At 72.7% G+C, this 17223-nt stretch carries 15 protein-coding genes; 9 read left to right on the top strand and 6 right to left on the bottom strand.

What is annotated here, in order from left to right; translation table 11 throughout:
* Window positions 1-118: 118 nt before the first annotated feature.
* From ACZ6K0_RS02255 to ACZ6K0_RS02235, 5 genes are all read left to right on the top strand, one after another.
* Window positions 119-1291 (top strand): sensor histidine kinase, encoded by a 1173-nt coding sequence (locus ACZ6K0_RS02255; protein WP_376408697.1) that lies wholly within the window; start codon window positions 119-121, stop codon window positions 1289-1291.
* Window positions 1292-1566: 275 nt separating this feature from the next.
* Window positions 1567-2853, top strand: a complete 1287-nt coding sequence (locus tag ACZ6K0_RS02250; RefSeq protein ID WP_376408700.1) for a sensor histidine kinase — start codon at window positions 1567-1569, stop codon at window positions 2851-2853.
* A 132-nt stretch (window positions 2854-2985) separates the two neighbouring features.
* Complete coding sequence (locus ACZ6K0_RS02245; RefSeq protein WP_056652441.1) at window positions 2986-3645, top strand: response regulator transcription factor; 660 nt, start codon at window positions 2986-2988, stop codon at window positions 3643-3645.
* A 358-nt stretch (window positions 3646-4003) separates the two neighbouring features.
* Window positions 4004-5941 carry a 2-oxoacid:acceptor oxidoreductase subunit alpha gene (locus tag ACZ6K0_RS02240; RefSeq protein ID WP_376408703.1) on the top strand — a complete coding sequence of 646 codons (1938 nt, stop codon included), beginning with the start codon at window positions 4004-4006 and terminating at the stop codon, window positions 5939-5941.
* A complete protein-coding gene (locus ACZ6K0_RS02235) occupies window positions 5934-6995 on the top strand; it encodes a 2-oxoacid:ferredoxin oxidoreductase subunit beta (RefSeq protein WP_469229306.1) in 1062 nt (353 codons plus the stop codon). Before ACZ6K0_RS02240 ends, ACZ6K0_RS02235 begins: the two co-directional genes overlap by 8 nt.
* A 47-nt stretch (window positions 6996-7042) precedes the next feature.
* Here ACZ6K0_RS02235 and ACZ6K0_RS02230 read toward each other — a convergent pair whose 3' ends face one another.
* From ACZ6K0_RS02230 to ACZ6K0_RS02215, 4 genes are all read right to left on the bottom strand, one after another.
* Window positions 7043-9220, bottom strand: a complete 2178-nt coding sequence (locus tag ACZ6K0_RS02230; protein ID WP_469229304.1) for a bifunctional serine/threonine-protein kinase/ABC transporter substrate-binding protein — start codon at window positions 9218-9220, stop codon at window positions 7043-7045.
* 3 nt (window positions 9221-9223) lie between these two features.
* The gene (locus ACZ6K0_RS02225) at window positions 9224-11464 is read right to left on the bottom strand and encodes a bifunctional serine/threonine-protein kinase/ABC transporter substrate-binding protein (protein ID WP_469229302.1); all 2241 of its coding nucleotides are present in this window, start codon (window positions 11462-11464) and stop codon (window positions 9224-9226) included.
* A complete protein-coding gene (locus ACZ6K0_RS02220; RefSeq protein ID WP_469229300.1) occupies window positions 11461-12234 on the bottom strand; it encodes a hypothetical protein in 774 nt (257 codons plus the stop codon). Before ACZ6K0_RS02220 ends, ACZ6K0_RS02225 begins: the two co-directional genes overlap by 4 nt.
* 146 nt (window positions 12235-12380) lie before the next feature.
* Window positions 12381-12785, bottom strand: coding sequence for a winged helix-turn-helix transcriptional regulator (locus ACZ6K0_RS02215; RefSeq protein ID WP_469229298.1), 405 nt, complete (start codon window positions 12783-12785; stop codon window positions 12381-12383).
* Window positions 12786-12888: 103 nt separating this feature from the next.
* Between ACZ6K0_RS02215 and ACZ6K0_RS02210 the strand changes: the two genes are divergently transcribed.
* Window positions 12889-13752, top strand: coding sequence for an SDR family oxidoreductase (locus tag ACZ6K0_RS02210; protein WP_469229296.1), 864 nt, complete (start codon window positions 12889-12891; stop codon window positions 13750-13752).
* A gap of 92 nt (window positions 13753-13844) precedes the next feature.
* A complete protein-coding gene (gene rarD, locus ACZ6K0_RS02205) occupies window positions 13845-14867 on the top strand; it encodes an EamA family transporter RarD (RefSeq protein WP_469229294.1) in 1023 nt (340 codons plus the stop codon).
* 31 nt (window positions 14868-14898) lie between these two features.
* On the opposite strand, the gene ACZ6K0_RS02200 is transcribed toward rarD, so the two are convergent.
* Window positions 14899-15216 carry a DUF6401 family natural product biosynthesis protein gene (locus tag ACZ6K0_RS02200; protein WP_376408724.1) on the bottom strand — a complete coding sequence of 106 codons (318 nt, stop codon included), beginning with the start codon at window positions 15214-15216 and terminating at the stop codon, window positions 14899-14901.
* A 123-nt stretch (window positions 15217-15339) separates the two neighbouring features.
* On the opposite strand from ACZ6K0_RS02200, the gene ACZ6K0_RS02195 reads away from it, so the two are divergent.
* Window positions 15340-15777, top strand: coding sequence for a winged helix-turn-helix transcriptional regulator (locus tag ACZ6K0_RS02195; RefSeq protein ID WP_376408727.1), 438 nt, complete (start codon window positions 15340-15342; stop codon window positions 15775-15777).
* 145 nt (window positions 15778-15922) lie between these two features.
* Window positions 15923-16570, top strand: a complete 648-nt coding sequence (locus ACZ6K0_RS02190) for a DUF4291 domain-containing protein (RefSeq protein ID WP_469229291.1) — start codon at window positions 15923-15925, stop codon at window positions 16568-16570.
* On the opposite strand, the gene ACZ6K0_RS02185 is transcribed toward ACZ6K0_RS02190, so the two are convergent.
* Window positions 16513-17166, bottom strand: a complete 654-nt coding sequence (locus ACZ6K0_RS02185) for an NADPH-dependent F420 reductase (RefSeq protein ID WP_469229289.1) — start codon at window positions 17164-17166, stop codon at window positions 16513-16515. The genes ACZ6K0_RS02190 and ACZ6K0_RS02185 overlap by 58 nt on opposite strands.
* Window positions 17167-17223: the final 57 nt, after the last annotated feature.

Below are 17223 nucleotides of genomic sequence, written 5' to 3'. Positions count from 1 at the left end.
AAAGGACCGTAAGCGGTCCCCGGGTACTCCTTGGTAGCCCCCGGTGGGGATATCCCTACCGCCTCTCACCCACCTCCCCCATGGCGTCGCGCGCTCCGCGACCGGCAGGCTGGGGGCCATGAGCGCCGATCATGAATCTCCCGGTTCCGCCGATGCCCCCCGTCCGCCCGTGCGGTCCGCCTACGGGAAGGAGACGTGGAAGGAGATCTCCTTCCTCCTCTCCAACCTCTTCACGGCCCTGGCCGGGTTCGTCTACGCGGTCGTGACCGTCGTGCTCGGCGTGAGCCTCTCCGTCACGGTGATCGGGCTGCCGCTGCTCGCCCTCGGTCTCGGCGGCGCGCGCTGGCTCGGCCGGTCGGAGCGGGCGCGGGCCCGCGCGCTGCTCGGGGTACGGGTCGCGGAGCCGTCCCGGATGCCGCGGCGCCGCGGCTTCTTCGCCTGGCTGTGGTCCTCGCTGAAGGACCCGGTCGCCTGGCGGACCCAGCTGTACGGGCTGATCCGACTGCCCTGGGGCATCGTGACGTTCACGGTCACGCTCGTCTCGCTCTTCGTCCTCTGGCCCGTCCTGCCGTTCATCTCGCGCGGTCTCGCCAACGCCGACCGGGGCATGGTCCGCGGGCTGCTGTCGCCCTCCGACGAGCTGGAGCGGCGGATCGCCGAGCTGGAGTCGGACCGGGGCGTGGTCGTGGACACGGCCGCGGCGGACCTGCGGCGCATCGAGCGGGACCTGCACGACGGCGCGCAGGCCCGGCTCGTCGCCCTCGCGATGGGGCTCGGGCTCGCGAAGGAGAAGCTCCTGGAGGACCCGGAGGGGGCCGCGGCGATGGTCGACGAGGCCCACGGCGAGGTGAAGCTCGCGCTCCAGGAGCTGCGGGACCTGGCCCGGGGCATCCACCCGGCGGTCCTCACGGACCGGGGGCTGAGCGCCGCGCTCTCCTCGGTGTCCGCGCGCTGCACGGCGCCGGTGAAGGTGTCGGTGGACCTGGCGGAGCGGCCGGCGGAGGCGATCGAGGGCATCGCGTACTTCACGGTCTCCGAGCTGCTCCAGAACGTCTCCAAGCACGCGGGGGCGCGGTCCGCGTCCGTGGAGGTGTGGCGGGCCGAGGAGCGGCTGATGCTCCAGGTGCGCGACGACGGTGTCGGCGGCGCGCGGCTCGACGGCGGGACGGGGCTCGCGGGTCTTGCGGAGCGGCTCGGGGCGGTGGACGGCCTCCTCGTCGTCGACTCCCCGGAGGGCGGCCCGACGACGGTCACGGCGGAACTGCCGTGGCGCCCCCGCCCCACCGCGTGAGCCCTGGGCCGTGATCACCGGGCCGCAACCGCCCGGTCGTCAGCATCGGGCCGCGACCGCCCGGTCGTCAGCACCGGGTCGTCAGCCCCCGGTCGTCAGCACCCGGCCGTCAGCGTCCGGCCGCCAGCCCCCGGCCGTCAGCCCCCCACCGAAGGCCCCGGGTAGGGAAAACCCCCGCCCCGAGACGCCCACTCCCCTCATGGTCCGGGGCGCGGCGAGACGGAACCCTGGAACACGTACCGCCCCACTCCCTTGAGCAGAGAAGGACGACCGTGATGGCCTCCCCCCGACTCCCCGCCGCGATCCGCGCGCCGTTCGAGGCCCGCACCTGGCGTGCCCTCGGCTACGTGCTGATCGGGCTGCCGCTGAGCGTCTGCTGGTTCGCGCTCTCCGTCGCCTTCGTCTCGGCCGGCGCCGGCCTGCTCATCACCTTCCTCGGTGTGCCGATCCTGGCCGGGGCGCTCGCGATGTGCCGGGGCTTCGGCGCGGTCGAGCGGGCCCGGGCGCGGGCGCTGCTCGACGTCGACGTGAAGGCGCCGGAGCCGGTGCGCGGCAAGACCGGCGGGGCGTTCTCCTGGATGGGGGCCATGCTGAAGAGCGGGGCGTCGTGGCGCCACCTGCTGTACGCGCTCCTCCACATGCCGTGGGCCGTCTTCGGCTTCTCGGTGACGGTGGCGCTGTGGGCCTGGGGCTGGAGCCTCTTCACGTACCCGCTGTGGCAGTGGATCTTCCCCACGTGGGTCGGGCAGGACGGCATCCAGCTGTACGGGGACGCCACCCACCACATGTACCTCGACAACACCTTCGAGATCGCCGTGACCAGCCTGATCGGCCTGCTGTTCGTCCTGATCGGGCCGTGGGTGCTGCGCGGGGTCGTCGCCGTCGACCGGTTCCTCGTCGCCGGGCTGCTCGGCCCGTCGCGGCTGGCGTCCCGCGTGACGGAGCTGGAGTCGGACCGGGGCGTGGTCGTGGACACGGCCGCGGCGGACCTGCGGCGCATCGAGCGGGACCTGCACGACGGCCCGCAGGCCCGGCTGGCCTCGCTCGCCATGGACCTGGGGCTCGCGAAGGAGAAGCTGGCGGAGGACCCGAAGGCCGCGGCGGCGATGGTCGACGAGGCGCACGGCGAGGTGAAGGTCGCCCTCAAGGAGCTGCGGGACCTGGCCCGGGGCATCCACCCGGCCGTCCTGACCGACCGGGGCCTGGACGCGGCGCTCTCGTCGGTGGCCTCCCGGTGCTCGGTCCCGGTGTCGGTGGACGTGGACCTGCCGGCCCGGCCGGTCGCGGCGATCGAGGGGATCGCGTACTTCTCGGTCTCGGAGCTCCTGCGGAACGTCACGGAGCACGCACGGGCGCGGCGCGCCTGGGTGGACGTGTGGCGGGCCGGCGACCGGCTGATGCTTCAGGTGCGGGACGACGGTGTCGGCGGCGCGGAGGCGGCGGCGGGCCGGAGCCTGGCGGGGCTCACCGAGCGGGTCGGGGCGGTGGACGGGGTGCTGGCGGTGGACTCGCCGGCGGGCGGTCCGACGACGGTGACGGTCGAGCTGCCCTGGCGTGCGTAGCGGTGCTCCGGCCGTCGCGGCCCGCCCCGGGGTGCTCCCCCGGGGCGGGCCGCTTCCTGCGATGCTGGGGCCGATGTCGACCGTCGGAGCAGGGGGCTGTGGGACGTGGGTGTACAAGAGGTGACGGACCGGGTGCGAGTGGTCATCGCGGAGGATTCGGTGCTGCTCCGTGAGGGGCTGACCCGGCTGCTGACCGACCGGGGGCACGAGGTCGTCGCCGGGGTGGGTGACGGCGAGGCGCTGGTGAAGCTGGTGGCCGGGCTCGCGGACGAGGGCGCGCTGCCGGACGTGGTCGTCGCGGACGTGCGGATGCCGCCGACGCACACGGACGAGGGCGTCCGGGCGGCGGTGCGACTGCGCAAGGAGTATCCGGGTCTGGGTGTCCTGGTGCTGTCGCAGTACGTGGAGGAGCAGTACGCCACCGAACTCCTGGCCGGTTCGAGCCGGGGCGTGGGCTATCTGCTGAAGGACCGGGTCGCGGAGGTCCGCGAGTTCGTGGACGCGGTCGTCCGGGTCGCCGGGGGCGGTACGGCCCTGGATCCCGAGGTCGTGCAGCAGCTGCTCGGCCGGAGCCGGCAGCAGGACGTGCTCGCGAACCTGACGCCGCGCGAGCGGGAGGTCCTCGGTCTGATGGCGGAGGGGCGGACGAACTCGGCGATCGCGCGTCAGTTGGTGGTGAGCGACGGCGCGGTGGAGAAGCACATCAGCAACATCTTCCTGAAACTGGGCCTCTCCCCGAGTGACGGTGATCACCGGCGGGTACTGGCGGTGTTGACGTATCTGAAGTCCTGAAAATCTGACACCCTGTCAGAAGTTGGCGCGGCCGCGCGTGACCGAGTGCGGCCGAGTGCGGCTGGAGCGAGGCCGGAGCGACATCGGGGAGGCTGCCGACCGTCCGACAACCGGAGGGTCCTAGATCCAATGGATGAGGCGTAACGCGACCTTCCGGAACAATCCGGGTGGCGACAGAACGTGACAATTCAGGGCAAGAGGGCGTCTCAAAAAGAGGTCCGGTATGCGAGAAGTCCCGGGAGGGCCCCCCTTACCGTCGTAGGGTGGGCCACGGGACGACCGGTGATCGGCCGGCGTCTCCCGAGCCTTCTCCCGCCTCCGGCGGAGAGTCCCCTTGCCACGAGGGAGGTCCAGTTCAGTGACCAGCCAGGTCAGTAGCGAGGCCGGTGAGGCCCTGCTCGGGGAGCAGCGCAGCGCCCCGGCGACGGCCCACCACGGCACCGAGAAGGAAGTGCGCCGTCTCGACCGGGTGATCATCCGCTTCGCGGGCGACTCCGGCGACGGCATGCAGCTCACGGGTGACCGCTTCACCTCGGAGACGGCGTCCTTCGGGAACGACCTCTCCACGCTGCCGAACTTCCCGGCCGAGATCCGGGCACCCGCCGGAACCCTGCCGGGCGTCTCGTCCTTCCAGCTGCACTTCGCCGACCACGACATCCTGACCCCGGGCGACGCCCCGAACGTGCTGGTCGCGATGAACCCGGCCGCGCTCAAGGCCAACATCGGCGACGTGCCGCGCGGCGGCGAGATCATCGTCAACACCGACGAGTTCGCCAAGCGCGCCATGGCCAAGGTCGGCTACGCGACGTCGCCCCTGGAGGACGGGTCGCTGGACGGCTACCGGGTCCACCCGGTACCCCTGACCACGCTCACCATCGAGGCCCTCAAGGACTTCGGCCTGTCCCGGAAGGAGGCCGAGCGGAGCAAGAACATGTTCGCGCTCGGGCTGCTCTCCTGGATGTACCACCGGCCGACCGAGGGCACCGAGAGGTTCCTGCGCCAGAAGTTCGCGAAGAAGCCGCAGATCGCCGAGGCCAACGTGGCCGCCTTCCGGGCCGGCTGGAACTTCGGCGAGACCACCGAGGACTTCGCCGTCTCCTACGAGGTCGCCCCGGCGACCCGGGCCTTCCCCACCGGCACCTACCGGAACATCTCGGGGAACCTGGCCCTCTCGTACGGTCTGGTCGCCGCCTCCCGCCAGGCGGACCTGCCGCTCTACCTCGGCTCGTACCCGATCACCCCGGCCTCGGACATCCTCCACGAGCTGTCCAAGCACAAGAACTTCGGCGTGCGCACCTTCCAGGCCGAGGACGAGATCGCCGGCATCGGCGCCGCGCTGGGAGCCGCCTTCGGCGGTGCCCTCGGCGTGACGACCACGTCCGGCCCCGGTGTGGCCCTCAAGTCGGAGACGATCGGCCTCGCGGTCTCCCTGGAACTGCCGCTGCTGATCGTCGACATCCAGCGCGGCGGCCCGTCCACCGGTCTGCCCACCAAGACCGAGCAGGCCGACCTCCTCCAGGCCATGTACGGCCGCAACGGCGAGGCCCCGGTGCCGATCGTGGCGCCGAAGACGCCCGCCGACTGCTTCGACGCGGCGATCGAGGCGGCCCGGATCGCCCTCACGTACCGCACGCCCGTCTTCCTGCTCTCCGACGGCTACCTGGCCAACGGCTCCGAGCCCTGGCGCATCCCGGACGTCGACGAGCTCCCCGACCTGCGGACGCGGTTCGCGACCGGCCCGAACCACGAGCTGGCCGACGGCACCGAGGTCTTCTGGCCGTACAAGCGCGACCCCGAGACCCTGGCCCGCCCCTGGGCCGTGCCCGGCACCCCCGGCCTCGAACACCGCATCGGCGGCATCGAGAAGCAGGACGGCACCGGCAACATCTCGTACGACCCCGCCAACCACGAGTTCATGGTCCGCACCCGCCAGGCCAAGATCGACGGCATCGACGTCCCCGACATCGAGGTCGACGACCCGGACGGCGCGACCACCCTCGTCCTCGGCTGGGGCTCCACCTACGGGCCGATCACCGCCGCCGTCCGCCGCCTCCGGGTCGCGGGCAAGCCGATCGCCCAGGCCCACCTGCGCCACCTCAACCCCTTCCCGAAGAACCTCGGGGAGGTCCTGAAGCGGTACGAGAAGGTCGTGATCCCCGAGATGAACCTCGGCCAGCTCGCCACCCTCGTCCGCGCCAAGTACCTCGTCGACGCCCGCAGCCACACCCAGGTCAACGGCATGCCGTTCAAGGCCGAACAGCTGGCCGCCGCCCTCAAGGAGACCATCGATGCCTGAGCCCACGGAGCTCCTGCTCAACCTGGTCCCCAAGGCCGAGGCCGTCCAGACGATGAAGGACTTCAAGTCCGACCAGGAGGTCCGCTGGTGCCCCGGCTGCGGTGACTACGCCGTCCTCGCCGCCGTCCAGGGCTTCATGCCCGAACTGGGCCTGGCGAAGGAGAACATCGTCTTCGTCTCCGGCATCGGCTGCTCCTCCCGCTTCCCGTACTACATGAACACGTACGGGATGCACTCCATCCACGGCCGCGCCCCGGCGATCGCCACCGGCCTCGCCACCTCCCGCCGCGACCTGTCCGTCTGGGTCGTCACGGGCGACGGCGACGCGCTCTCCATCGGCGGCAACCACCTCATCCACGCGCTCCGCCGCAACGTCAACCTGAAGATCCTGCTCTTCAACAACCGGATCTACGGGCTGACCAAGGGCCAGTACTCGCCCACCTCCGAGGTCGGCAAGATCACCAAGTCGACCCCGATGGGCTCGCTCGACGCGCCCTTCAACCCGGTGTCGCTCGCGATCGGCGCGGAGGCCTCCTTCGTGGCCCGTACGGTCGACTCCGACCGCAAGCACCTCACCGAGGTGCTGCGGCAGGCCGCCGACCACAACGGCACGGCGCTCGTCGAGATCTACCAGAACTGCAACATCTTCAACGACGGCGCCTTCGAGGTCCTCAAGGACAAGGACCAGGCCCAGGAGGCGGTCATCCGCCTGGAGCACGGGCAGCCGATCCGCTTCGGCTCCGAGGGCGGCAAGGGCGTCGTCCGCGACCAGGCCACCGGCGACCTCCAGGTCGTCACGGTCACCCCGGAGAACGAGTCGCGGATCCTCGTCCACGACGCCCACGCGACCAGCCCCACCACCGCCTTCGCGCTCTCGCGGCTCGCAGACCCGGACACCCTCCACCAGACGCCCATCGGGGTGTTCCGGTCGGTGGAGCGCCCGGTCTACGACACGCTGATGGCGGATCAGCTGGAGACGGCCGTGGAGCAGAACGGCAAGGGCGACCTGGGCCGGCTCCTCACCGGCAACGACACCTGGACGGTGGCGGGGTAGCACGCGTACGACCTCAGGGGCCCGGCCGTGCGAACGGCCGGGCCCCTTCACGTGCCCTTCGCCGCCGCCTCGTCGAACTTCCCGAGGAAGCGGGGCACTCCGCCCTTCACCTGCCAGAGGAAGAGGCCCGCGAGGGCGGTGGGCCTGTTCTTGTCCGTGAAGACCGTGTACGTCTTGGAGAACCCTGTGTACGGGCTCCGCTGGAGATTGTTGCGAACCCCCGTGGCCGGCGACTCGACGTGGTCCAGAACCGCCGTGCGCACTGCCTGGAGCGCCCAGTTGGTGGCCTCGTACGCCTCCGTCGCGAACCGCTGGACGGGAGTCGTCCCGGCGAGCCCCCAGCGCTTCCGGTACGCGGCGGTGAACCGCCGGGCCGCCGCAAGCCCGTCGGGGTCGACATACCCCGTGCCGAAGAACCAGCCTTCGGCGGCCGGGCCGGCCAGGGTGAGGAACTCCGGGTAGAGCGCGTACTCGACGCTGCCGCAGGGCCCCCGGTATCCCTGGTCGCGCAGGGCCCTGGCGCACAGCGCGGCCCGGCGCGGCGACACCCCCGCGAACATCACGCCCTGCGGGTCGGTCGCCAGGGCGGCCCGTACGGCGGGGCCGAAGTCCTCGCTGTCGGCCTCCACGGCGTGCGAGGTGACCACCCCGCCCTTGTCCGGCGACGGCGGGTAGTCCTTCAGGTTCTTGACCGCCAACCAGCTGTACCGGCCGGCGGCCCTGTCCTCCACGACGGCGGTCCTGACGGCCCCGTGCTCGGTGAGGTAGCGGCCGAAGGGGACGATCATCATGTCCTGAAGGGTCCGCGGCTGGAAGTAGGTGAGCGTGGTCTCCTGGCCCTTGATCTGACCGGCTTGGACGTCGGCGATGACACTCACCAACGGCATACCGGCGGCGGCGAGCGCGTCTCCCGCGGCGATGGCGGTCGCCGTGGCCGTCGGCCCCAGGACGCCCACCAGGTGAGGGTCCTTGAGCAGAGCCCGGGCGGCCGCCTCGGCGCGCGCCGGCTTCCCCCCGTCGTCCTCGACCCGGAGACGCACCTCGAAGGGCCGGTCGGCGCGGGCGTTGAACTCCTCCACGGCCAGCCGGATGCCGCGCTCCTGCCCCCGGCCGTCCGTCTTGGTGGGACCGCTCAGGTCGGTGAGAACGCCGATCGTGTACGTGGCGAGCGGGGCGCCGGTGCCGACCGTGCCCGTCCCGCCCGGTGTCCGGCTCAGCAGCCAGGCGGTCAGGCCGCCGGCTCCCGCCACGGCGGCGGCCGAGCCCGCCATGAGAACGCGTCGCCGCGAGATCCCCGGGGGCTGCTCGGGGTTCACCAGCATCGTCGGCTCGGCGACGGGCAGGTCCAGGACCCGTGACGAGCGCTCGGCGATGAGCGCGGGCAGGCCGGGCGGCAGCCAGTCCCCCGCCGGACCGTCGGCGTCCCCCAGCGCCGCCCGCACCTCGGCCGCCGCCGGCCGGTCCGCCGGATCCTTGACCAGACACGCGCCGACCAGCGGCAGGAGCGTGTCCGGTACGCCGTCGAGGGCGGGCTCCTCGTGGACGGTGCGGTAGACGACGGCCGCCACCCCGCCCGTACCGAAGGGACGTTCCCCCGTCAGCGCGTACGCGAGGACGCAGCCGAGCGAGAAGACGTCGCTGGCCGGGCCGACCTCGCCGGCCCCGGCGGCGCGGGCCTGCTCGGGGGCGAGGAAGCCGGGGGTGCCGATCATCGCGTCGGTGGCGGTCAGGGCGGTCTGCCCGGCGGACCGGGCGATGCCGAAGTCGATGAGCCGCGGCCCGTCGAGGGCGAGGAGGACGTTCCCCGGCTTGACGTCCCGGTGGACGAGCCCGGCGGCGTGCATGTCGGCGAGCGCGGCGGCGAGCCGGGCGCCCAGGGCCCGTACGGTCGGCTCGGGCAGGGCGCCGTGCAGGCCGACGGCCTCGGCGAGGGACGGCCCCGGCACGTACTCGGTCGCCAGCCAGGGCTCCCGGGCCTCCGGGTCCGCCCCGAGGACCCGGACGACCCAGCGGCCCGTGATGCGCTCGGCGGCGCGGGCCTCGCGGCGGAACCGCTCCCGGAAGCCCGGATCGGCGGCGTGCTCGGCGCGGATCAGCTTGACGGCGGCGAGCGCCCCGCCGCCGGAGCGGGCGAGGTAGACCACACCCATGCCGCCGGCGCCGAGGCGGCCGAGGATCCGGTACCCGGCGATGGCCGACGGGTCGGCCTTGCGGAGCGGCTGCACGGGTCAGGCCTTCTTGTCGTTCTTCGCGGGCTTGTTCGGCAGCAGGGGCGCTGAGCCGATCTGCTTGTACGCGCCGTTCTGCACCGCGAAGACGAAGGTGCCGCCGAGCCCCAGGTCGCCGAACTCGTTGAAGTGGTAACCGCCCATCGCGCCGGTGTACTTCTGCTTGCGCAGCGCGGCCCACAGGCCCTTGCGGGCGGGCTTGCCACCGGCCTTCGCCCGGGCCGTCAGCTGCTTGACCGTCATGGTGACCACGTCGTACGACTCGCCCGTGTAGTACGCGGGGCCCGTGCCGTATCGCTTGCGGTGGGCGGCGGTGAAGGCGGCGGCCGTCTTCTGCGTGGTGGGGTCGGCGACGGGCGCGCACACGAACCAGCCCTCGGCGGCGGCCCCGGCCTGCTTGAGGAACTCCTGGCCGAAGACGGCCTGGCCGGTGAACCTCGGCCCGGTGAAGCCGAGGCCGGTGAGGGCGCGGGCGGCGTGGACGGCCGTCTCGGTGACTCCGCAGTGGACGTACGCGTCCATCCCGGCGTCGATCATCTCGCCGAGCACCCGGCGGTACGCGGCGGCGTCGGCGTGGGCGGGGACGACCCGGAAGTGCGGGGTGATGCCGGCCTGCCCGAAGCCGAAGCGGACACCGCCGGTGACCTGCCAGCTGTAGTGGTCCTCGGTCCGGTCCTCCAGAACCCCGGGGCGGCGGATCTGGGGGAGCAGCGTGACGGCGAAAGAGAGGTGGGTGCCCGCGCTGATGTGGTTGGGGATGGCGCGCAGGAACGTCTCGTTCCGCGCGGTGTCCGACCGCAGGGTGAGCAAGTTGTATCCGGCCGAGACCGTGATCAGGGGGATCCCGGCCTCCTCGAAGGCGGGCATGACGGCCTGTCCGACGGCATCGGTGGTGGGGCCGAGGACGGCGAGGACCCCGGGGTCGGTGGTGAGGGTCTTGGCGGTCTCCAGGGCCCGGGAGCCGTCGCCCCGTTCGTCGACGACCTTGAGGTCGAGCGTGAAGGGTTTGTCCTTGCGGGCGTTGAACTGCTCGACGGCCAGCCGTGCGCCGCGCTCCTGGGCGCGGCCGATCTCCTTGGCGGGCCCGGACAGGTCGGCGAGGACGCCGATCGCCCAGCGGGTGCGGGGCGGAGCGGTCTTCTTGCCGCCGCCCTTGGCGTCGTCCTCGTCGTCGAGCCCCGCCCAGACGGCGGCCGCACCGCCGCCGACGGCCAGCACGGCGGCGCCGGAGGCGAGCAGCAGGAAGCCGCGTCTGCTCTTCTCCGGGGCGGCCGGGGCGGTGGTGCCACCGGTCTCGGTGACGTCGATCTCGGGGAGGGCGAGCATCCGGGCGGAGCGTTCGGCGATGGTCCGGACGACCGGGGCGGGCAGCCAGTCGGCTCCGTTGCCCGGGCTGTCCTCGACGAGCCGGACGCCGATCCCGGCCGCGGTGGGCCGGGCGGCCGGGTCCTTGGCGAGACAGGCCCTGACGAGGTCGAGCAGCCCTTCGGGGACGCCGGTGAGGTCGGGTTCGTCGTGGACGGTCCGGTACATCAGGGCGTCCACGGCGCCGGTGCCGAAGGGCGGGCGGCCGGTCGCCGCGTACGCGAGGAGGCAGCCGAGGGCGAAGACGTCGGCGGGCGGGCCGATGGCGTCGGTGCGGGCCTCGGCCTGCTCGGGGGCGAGGAAGCCGGGGGTGCCGACGACCATGTCGGTGGCGGTGAGCGCGGTCTCGCCGGTGGCGCGGGCGATGCCGAAGTCGATGAGGCGGGGGCCGTCGACGGCGAGGAGGACGTTGCCGGGCTTGACGTCCCGGTGGACGAGCCCGGCCGCGTGCACGGCGGCGAGGGCGCGGGCGACGGACCAGCCGAGGAGCCGGACGCTCCGCTCGGGCAGCGCGCCGTGCGCGGTGACGGCCTCGCCGAGGGAGGGTCCTGCGACGAAGGCGGTGGCCATCCACGGTTCGGGGGCGTCCGGGTCGGCGCCGGTGACGGGGACGGCCCAGGGGCTGGAGACCCGGCGGGCGGCCTCGACCTCGCGGCGGAAGCGGGCCCGGAAGTCGGGCTGGTCGGCCTGGTCGGCGTGGGTGACCTTCACGGCGGCGAGTTCGCCGGCTGCCGTGCGGCCGAGGTACACGACGCCCATGCCGCCGGCGCCGAGGCGGCCGAGGAGCCGGTAGCCGGCGATCGCCGACGGGTCGGAGGGCAGCAGCGGCTGGAGGGCGCCGGGCTCGGGGCGGGGCTGCGGGGTGGTGGCGCTCACGACTGGACCTCCAGCTCGTCCTGGACGCGTTCGAGCATGGTGACGAGCGCCTGGATCTGTGCCTGGCTCGTGCCGATGGCAGCGCCCTGGTTCAACTCGGTGTAGCCGGGGGCGCCCTTGACGACGGTGGCGACGGTGACCTGGCCGATCCTGGACTGGTACCAGCTGTAGAACTGCTTCCCCTTCACGGCGTCGTTGAGGTAGGAGCCGCCCTCGCGGAGTGCGTCGTGGGCGGTGGCGTTGCCGCCGACGCCGAAGGGATTGCCGAGTGACATGAGGCCGGTGATGCGCTCGCCGTCGCGGAGTTTCTGGTCGGGGCAGCGCAGCACCTCTTCGAGGGTCGAGGCCATCTCCCAGTCGGCGTCGGACTCGGTGCGGTGCACGGTGACGGTGGCGGCGACCCGCAGGACGCCCTTGCCGCCGGCGGCGGGGATCTCGCTGTAGGCGGTGACGCTGGCGAGGACGTCGGCCGGTCGGGTGCCCGTCTCCCAGGAGCAGTTGGCGCCGAGGACGGGCCAGTAGTCCGGGTCGCTGAGGTAGGGCGTGCGCTTGACGTAGCCCGGGGCCCAGGCGTCGGGCCCGGCGACGACGGCAAGGGCGAGGCGCCGGGCCTCGGCTTCGGTCTTCGGCGCGCGCTCGGGGTCCGGGGTGAAGTCGAGGGCGGTCGGGGTGGGTGCCGGGGCGGTGGTCGGCGTCCTGGTGGGTGGTGGCGCCGCCGTGGTCGTACCGCCCTTGCCCTCCCGCTTCCCTCCGTCGGTGCACCCCGTCACGGCCAGCCCACCCACCAGCACGGCGCAGCAGGCGCGCCACAGTCTTCGGTCCCCGTATGCCACAGTTCCCCCACGGTCTTCACGGTCTCCCCCGACAGTGAGCAGATCGTACGGCCCGGCGCGGGCAACTCGCCCTGGTTACAGCATCATTGGGACGGACTCGTGGCACTCTCGCGACGCGACGCGTCGTACCGTCCGCGAGCCTTCTCGACGGCTCCGACCTGCCGCTCGGTCCAGCGGGCGAGCTCCCAGACCTGGCGGGCGGCCTCCTCGCCCAGGCCGGTGAGGGTGTAGTCGACGCGGGGCGGAATGACGGGCTTGGCGTCGCGGTGGACGAAGCCGTCGCGCTCCAGGGTCTGGAGGGTCTGGGCGAGCATCTTCTCGCTGACGCCGCCGATCGCGCGGCGCAGTTCGCTGAAGCGGTACGAGCGCTCCAGCAGGGCCGCGAGGATCAGGACGCCCCAGCGGCTGGTGACGTGCTCCAGGACGAGCCGGGAGGGGCACATCGGCTCGTTCACGTCGGGCTTCTTGACCTGTGGACTTACTCCCATACCAGTACCTTACTTCAAAGTGGGTACTTACGAAAGGAAAGCGCACGTCGTACGGTGAGTGCATCGCCCACCGCACCCCACGGGAAAAGGAACAGGACACACCATGAGCATCGTCGTCACCGGAGCCACCGGACAGCTCGGCCGTCTCGTCATCGACACCCTCCTCGCCACCGTCCCCGCCGGGTCCGTCGCGGCCGTCGTCCGCAACAAGGAGAAGGCCGCGGACCTCGCGGAGCGCGGCGTCGAGCTGCGGATCGCGGACTACAGCCGGCCGGAGACCCTGGCCGAGGCCTTCGAGGCCGGCGACCGGGTGCTCCTCATCTCGGGCAGCGAGGTCGGGCAGCGCGTCGCGCAGCACACCGCCGTGATCGACGCGGCCAAGGCGGCGGGCGTCGCCCAGCTCGCGTACACCGGCGTCCTCGGCGGCCCGGAGGCCGACTTCGACCTGGCCGACGAGCACAAGGAGACCGAGCGGCTGATCCTCGCCTCGGGCCTCCCGTACACCTTCCTCCGCAACGGCTGGTACAGCGAGAACTACACCGCGAACCTCGCCCCCGTCCTGGCCCACGGCGCCGTCGTCTCCAACGCCGGCGAGGGCCGGATCGCCTCCGCCACCCGCGCCGACTACGCCGCCGCCGCGGCCGCCGTCCTGACCGGCCCGGCCGAGGAGCACGTGAACCGGGCCTACGAGCTGAGCGGCGACACCGCCTGGTCGCACGCCGAGTACGCGGCCGAGGTCGCCACCCAGTCCGGCCGGGAGATCACGTACAGCAACGTCCCCGCCGAGGCCCACCTCGCGATCCTCACCGGCGCCGGGGTCCCGGAATCCTTCGCCGCGATCCTGGTCGACGTCGACCGGGCCGTCGAGCACGGCGCGCTCGCCCTGCGGACCGGCGACCTGGCCCGGCTGATCGGCCGCCCCACCACCCCGATCGCCGTGACGATCAAGGAAGCCCTCGCCGCGTGAACTGTCATGACCGTATGGCGATACGGGCATGACAAGCAGCCCCGTGCGGCGCTACCTTCGACAGGACAGCGTGGCGCGGGGCAGGAGGTCCGGTGGAGACGAAGAACGAAGGACGAGCAGGATTGCTCTACGGGATCGGCGCCTACGGCATGTGGGGACTGGTCCCGCTCTTCTGGCCACTCCTCAAGCCCGCCGGCGCCGTCGAGATCCTGGCCCACCGGATGGTCTGGTCACTCGTCTTCGTCGGCCTCGCGCTGCTCGCGCTCCGCCGTTGGAGCTGGATACCGGAGCTCGTGCGCAGCCCGCGGAAGCTGGCGCTGATCACCGTCGCCGCCGCCGTCATCAGCGTGAACTGGGGCCTCTACATCTGGTCGGTCAACACCGGCCGCGTCGTCGAGGCCTCCCTCGGCTACTTCATCAACCCGCTCGTCACCATCGCGCTCGGCGTCCTGGTCCTCAAGGAGCGGCTGCGCCCGGCCCAGTGGGCGGCGGTCGGCGTCGGCTTCGTGGCCGTCCTGGTCCTCGCGATCGGGTACGGGCAGCCGCCGTGGGTCTCGCTCACCCTCGCCTTCTCCTTCGCGATCTACGGCCTGGCGAAGAAGAAGCTCAACCTCGGCGGCCTGGAGTCGCTCGCCGCCGAGACCGCCGTCCAGTTCCTGCCGGCGCTCGGCTATCTGATCTGGCTCGGCACCCAGGGCACCCTGGCGTTCGGCTCCGAGGGCACGGGCCACGCGGCCCTGCTCGCCGCCACCGGCATCGTCACGGCGGTGCCGCTGGTCTGCTTCGGCGCGGCGGCCATCCGCGTACCGCTGTCGACGCTCGGCCTCCTCCAGTACCTGGCGCCGACCTTCCAGTTCCTGCTCGGGGTCCTCTACTTCCACGAGGCGATGCCGCCGGAGCGGTGGGCGGGCTTCTCCCTCGTCTGGCTCGCCCTGACGCTCCTCACCTGGGACGCGCTGCGCACGGCCCGCCGCAGCCGGGCCGCGATGGCCGCGGCGGCGGCGGAGGCGGTGGCGTCGGTCGAGGCGGCGGCGTCGGCGGAAGCGGTGGCGGTGGCGTCGGTCGAGGCGGCGGCGCAGCCTTCCCCCGCGTCGGCGGTCCGCCCGGGGCGCTGACGCCGAGGGGCCGAGGCCGGGGGCCCGCCCCTCACGCGTTCAGGAGGTCGTGCTCCCGGATCAGCCAGCAGACCGCCGTCAGCCGCAGGGTCACGAAGTCGTGGCCCGCGGGCTCGGCCCACTCGGCCTCGGAGAGCCCGTAGGTGAACCCGAGGACGTAGTCGGCGAGCTCCTCCCGGCGTACGGTCCGGCCCTCCGGCCCTCGCTGGGCCGGGACGAGCGCGTCGCACACGGCGGCGGCGTGCTGGTCGACGGCGGCCGCGAGGCCCGGCTCGGAGGTGACCTCCGCGAGCCGGGGCAGGTACGCGACGACGACCTCGGTCAACGGGCAGCCGGATGAATCGCTCATCACTCCACATTAGGGGCGGATCGGGGCGTTCAGACCGTGACCTTGGTCGCACCCCGGCCCCTTCCGTCGCCGACCTCGGTTCCCTCTTGTAACCGACCCGGCCCTGCGCCAGGATCAGGTGTCATGGACGAGACCACCATGAAGTCACCGAGCCACTGCGCGGGAAGCTACGGGAGCGACGGGGACCCGGACCCCTTCCAGTGGGACACCCGCGAGGACTGCGAGGTCCGCCAGATCCTCGACCGCGTCGCCGACAAGTGGTCCCTCCTCGTCATCGCCCTCCTCGACCGCCGCGTCCTGCGCTTCACGGAGCTCAAGCGCGAGATCGACGGCGTCAGCCAGCGCATGCTGACCGTCACGCTGCGCCAGCTGGAGCGCGACGGCCTGGTGAAGCGCACCGTCCACCCGGTGGTCCCGCCACGGGTCGAGTACGAGCTCACGCCCCTGGGCGGCACCCTGCACACCACGATCCGTTCCCTCGTGACCTGGACCGAGCAGCACCAGAACGAGATCGCGGCGGCGCGCGAGGAGTACGACGCGAAGGAGGCGGCAGTCGCCTGAGCGCCGGGGCGGGGCGACCGGACGACCGGTGGCCCCGCCGATGACCCGGTGGCCTCGCCGATGACCCGGTGGCCCCACCAATAGCCCGGTGGCCCCGCCGATAACCGGTGGCCCGACCCCCCGGACTTCGCGCACCCTGACGGTCATGGAAGAACCGAAGTACCGGATCCGGGCGCTCCACACCCCGGACACCGTCACCGTCTACCAGGCGTACACGCCGGCGATCGGCCTGCCGGCCGCCCGCGACGGTCGATTCCCGGCCGCGTGGAAGCGGGACCGGATGACGTGGATCAAGCCGTCGTTCCTGTGGATGATGTACCGCTGCGGCTGGGGCGCGAAGGAGGGCCAGGAGACGGTCCTCGCCGTGGAGATCACCCGCGAGGGCTTCGAGTGGGCCCTGCGGAACGCCTGCCTCTCGCACTACGTACGCGGTTTCCACCCCGACCAGGCCTCCTGGAAACGGCAGTTGAGGCAGGCCCCGGCCCGCGTCCAGTGGGACCCGGAGCGCGATCCGCACCTGCGGCCGCTCCCCCACCGCTCGCTCCAGCTCGGCCTGTCGGGCGAGGCCTCCCGGCGGTACGCGGACGAGTGGACGGTCTCCGTCACCGACGTGACCCCGCTCGCCCACGACGTCCACGCGCTCGTCCGCGCCGGCGACCTGGCCGCCGCCGGCCGGCTGCTGCCCCGGGAGGAGCCGTATCCGGCGCCCGAGGGGCTGCTGGACCACCTCCGGGTTCAGGAACCGGCGGTCACGACCGAGAAGTTGAAGTCGCCGGTGCCGAGCACGCCGTAGAGGCGCAGCCACAGCGGCAGGAGCTGTTCGGTGGCCCGGGCGCTCGACAGGTCGCCGAGGTCCAGGATCCGGTCGGCGGGCCAGCCGAAGGAGCCGAGCAGGTCCGCGACCACGGCCTTCGCGTCCTCGTCGTCGCCGCTGAGGAACACGTGGTGCCGGCCCGGGACCCGGCCGGGCTCGACCATCACCGTGTTGGTCATGGTGTTGAGCGTCTTGACGACGCGGGTCTCCGGGAACGCCTTCTGGAGGTGCTCGGCGAGGCTGCCGCCGTCGAACGTGACGACCTTGGGCGGGAAGCCCTCCGAGAAGTCGAGCGCGTTGGACACGTCGACGAGCACCTTGCCGCGGAGGTTCTCCGCGCCCGCGGCCTCCAGGACCGCGAGGGAGACGAGCCCGCCCGTCGCGTTCACCACCAGCTCGGCGGGGCCGGTGACGTCGGCGAAGGTGCCGTGTCCGCCGCCGTGCGCCTCGGCCCACTTCACGGCCTCGGCGTTGTCCGCGGTGCGGGAGCCCAGGGTGACCTCGTGCCCGAGCGAAACCAGCTTGCCGGCGAGGCGACGACCGACCTCGCCCGTTCCCAGTACGGCGATCTTCATGACGTGCGCTCTCCTCGGTTGTCGATTCGGTTGTCGATCGGCGTCCGACCGGCGCCC

The organism is Streptomyces sp. NPDC042346, from assembly GCF_055581845.1.
This window is presented reverse-complemented; position numbering and strand designations above follow the sequence as displayed.

Excerpts from the sequence above, each read along its gene's own strand:
- ACZ6K0_RS02255 (WP_376408697.1), top strand. The coding sequence starts at position 119 with ATGAGCGCCGATCATGAATCTCCCGGTTCCGCCGATGCCCCCCGTCCG.
- ACZ6K0_RS02250 (WP_376408700.1), top strand. The coding sequence starts at position 1,567 with ATGGCCTCCCCCCGACTCCCCGCCGCGATCCGCGCGCCGTTCGAGGCC.
- ACZ6K0_RS02235 (WP_469229306.1), top strand. The coding sequence starts at position 5,934 with ATGCCTGAGCCCACGGAGCTCCTGCTCAACCTGGTCCCCAAGGCCGAG.
- ACZ6K0_RS02215 (WP_469229298.1), bottom strand. The coding sequence starts at position 12,785 with ATGGGAGTAAGTCCACAGGTCAAGAAGCCCGACGTGAACGAGCCGATG.
- ACZ6K0_RS02210 (WP_469229296.1), top strand. The coding sequence starts at position 12,889 with ATGAGCATCGTCGTCACCGGAGCCACCGGACAGCTCGGCCGTCTCGTC.
- ACZ6K0_RS02200 (WP_376408724.1), bottom strand. The coding sequence starts at position 15,216 with ATGAGCGATTCATCCGGCTGCCCGTTGACCGAGGTCGTCGTCGCGTAC.
- ACZ6K0_RS02195 (WP_376408727.1), top strand. The coding sequence starts at position 15,340 with ATGGACGAGACCACCATGAAGTCACCGAGCCACTGCGCGGGAAGCTAC.
- ACZ6K0_RS02190 (WP_469229291.1), top strand. The coding sequence starts at position 15,923 with ATGGAAGAACCGAAGTACCGGATCCGGGCGCTCCACACCCCGGACACC.
- ACZ6K0_RS02185 (WP_469229289.1), bottom strand. The coding sequence starts at position 17,166 with ATGAAGATCGCCGTACTGGGAACGGGCGAGGTCGGTCGTCGCCTCGCC.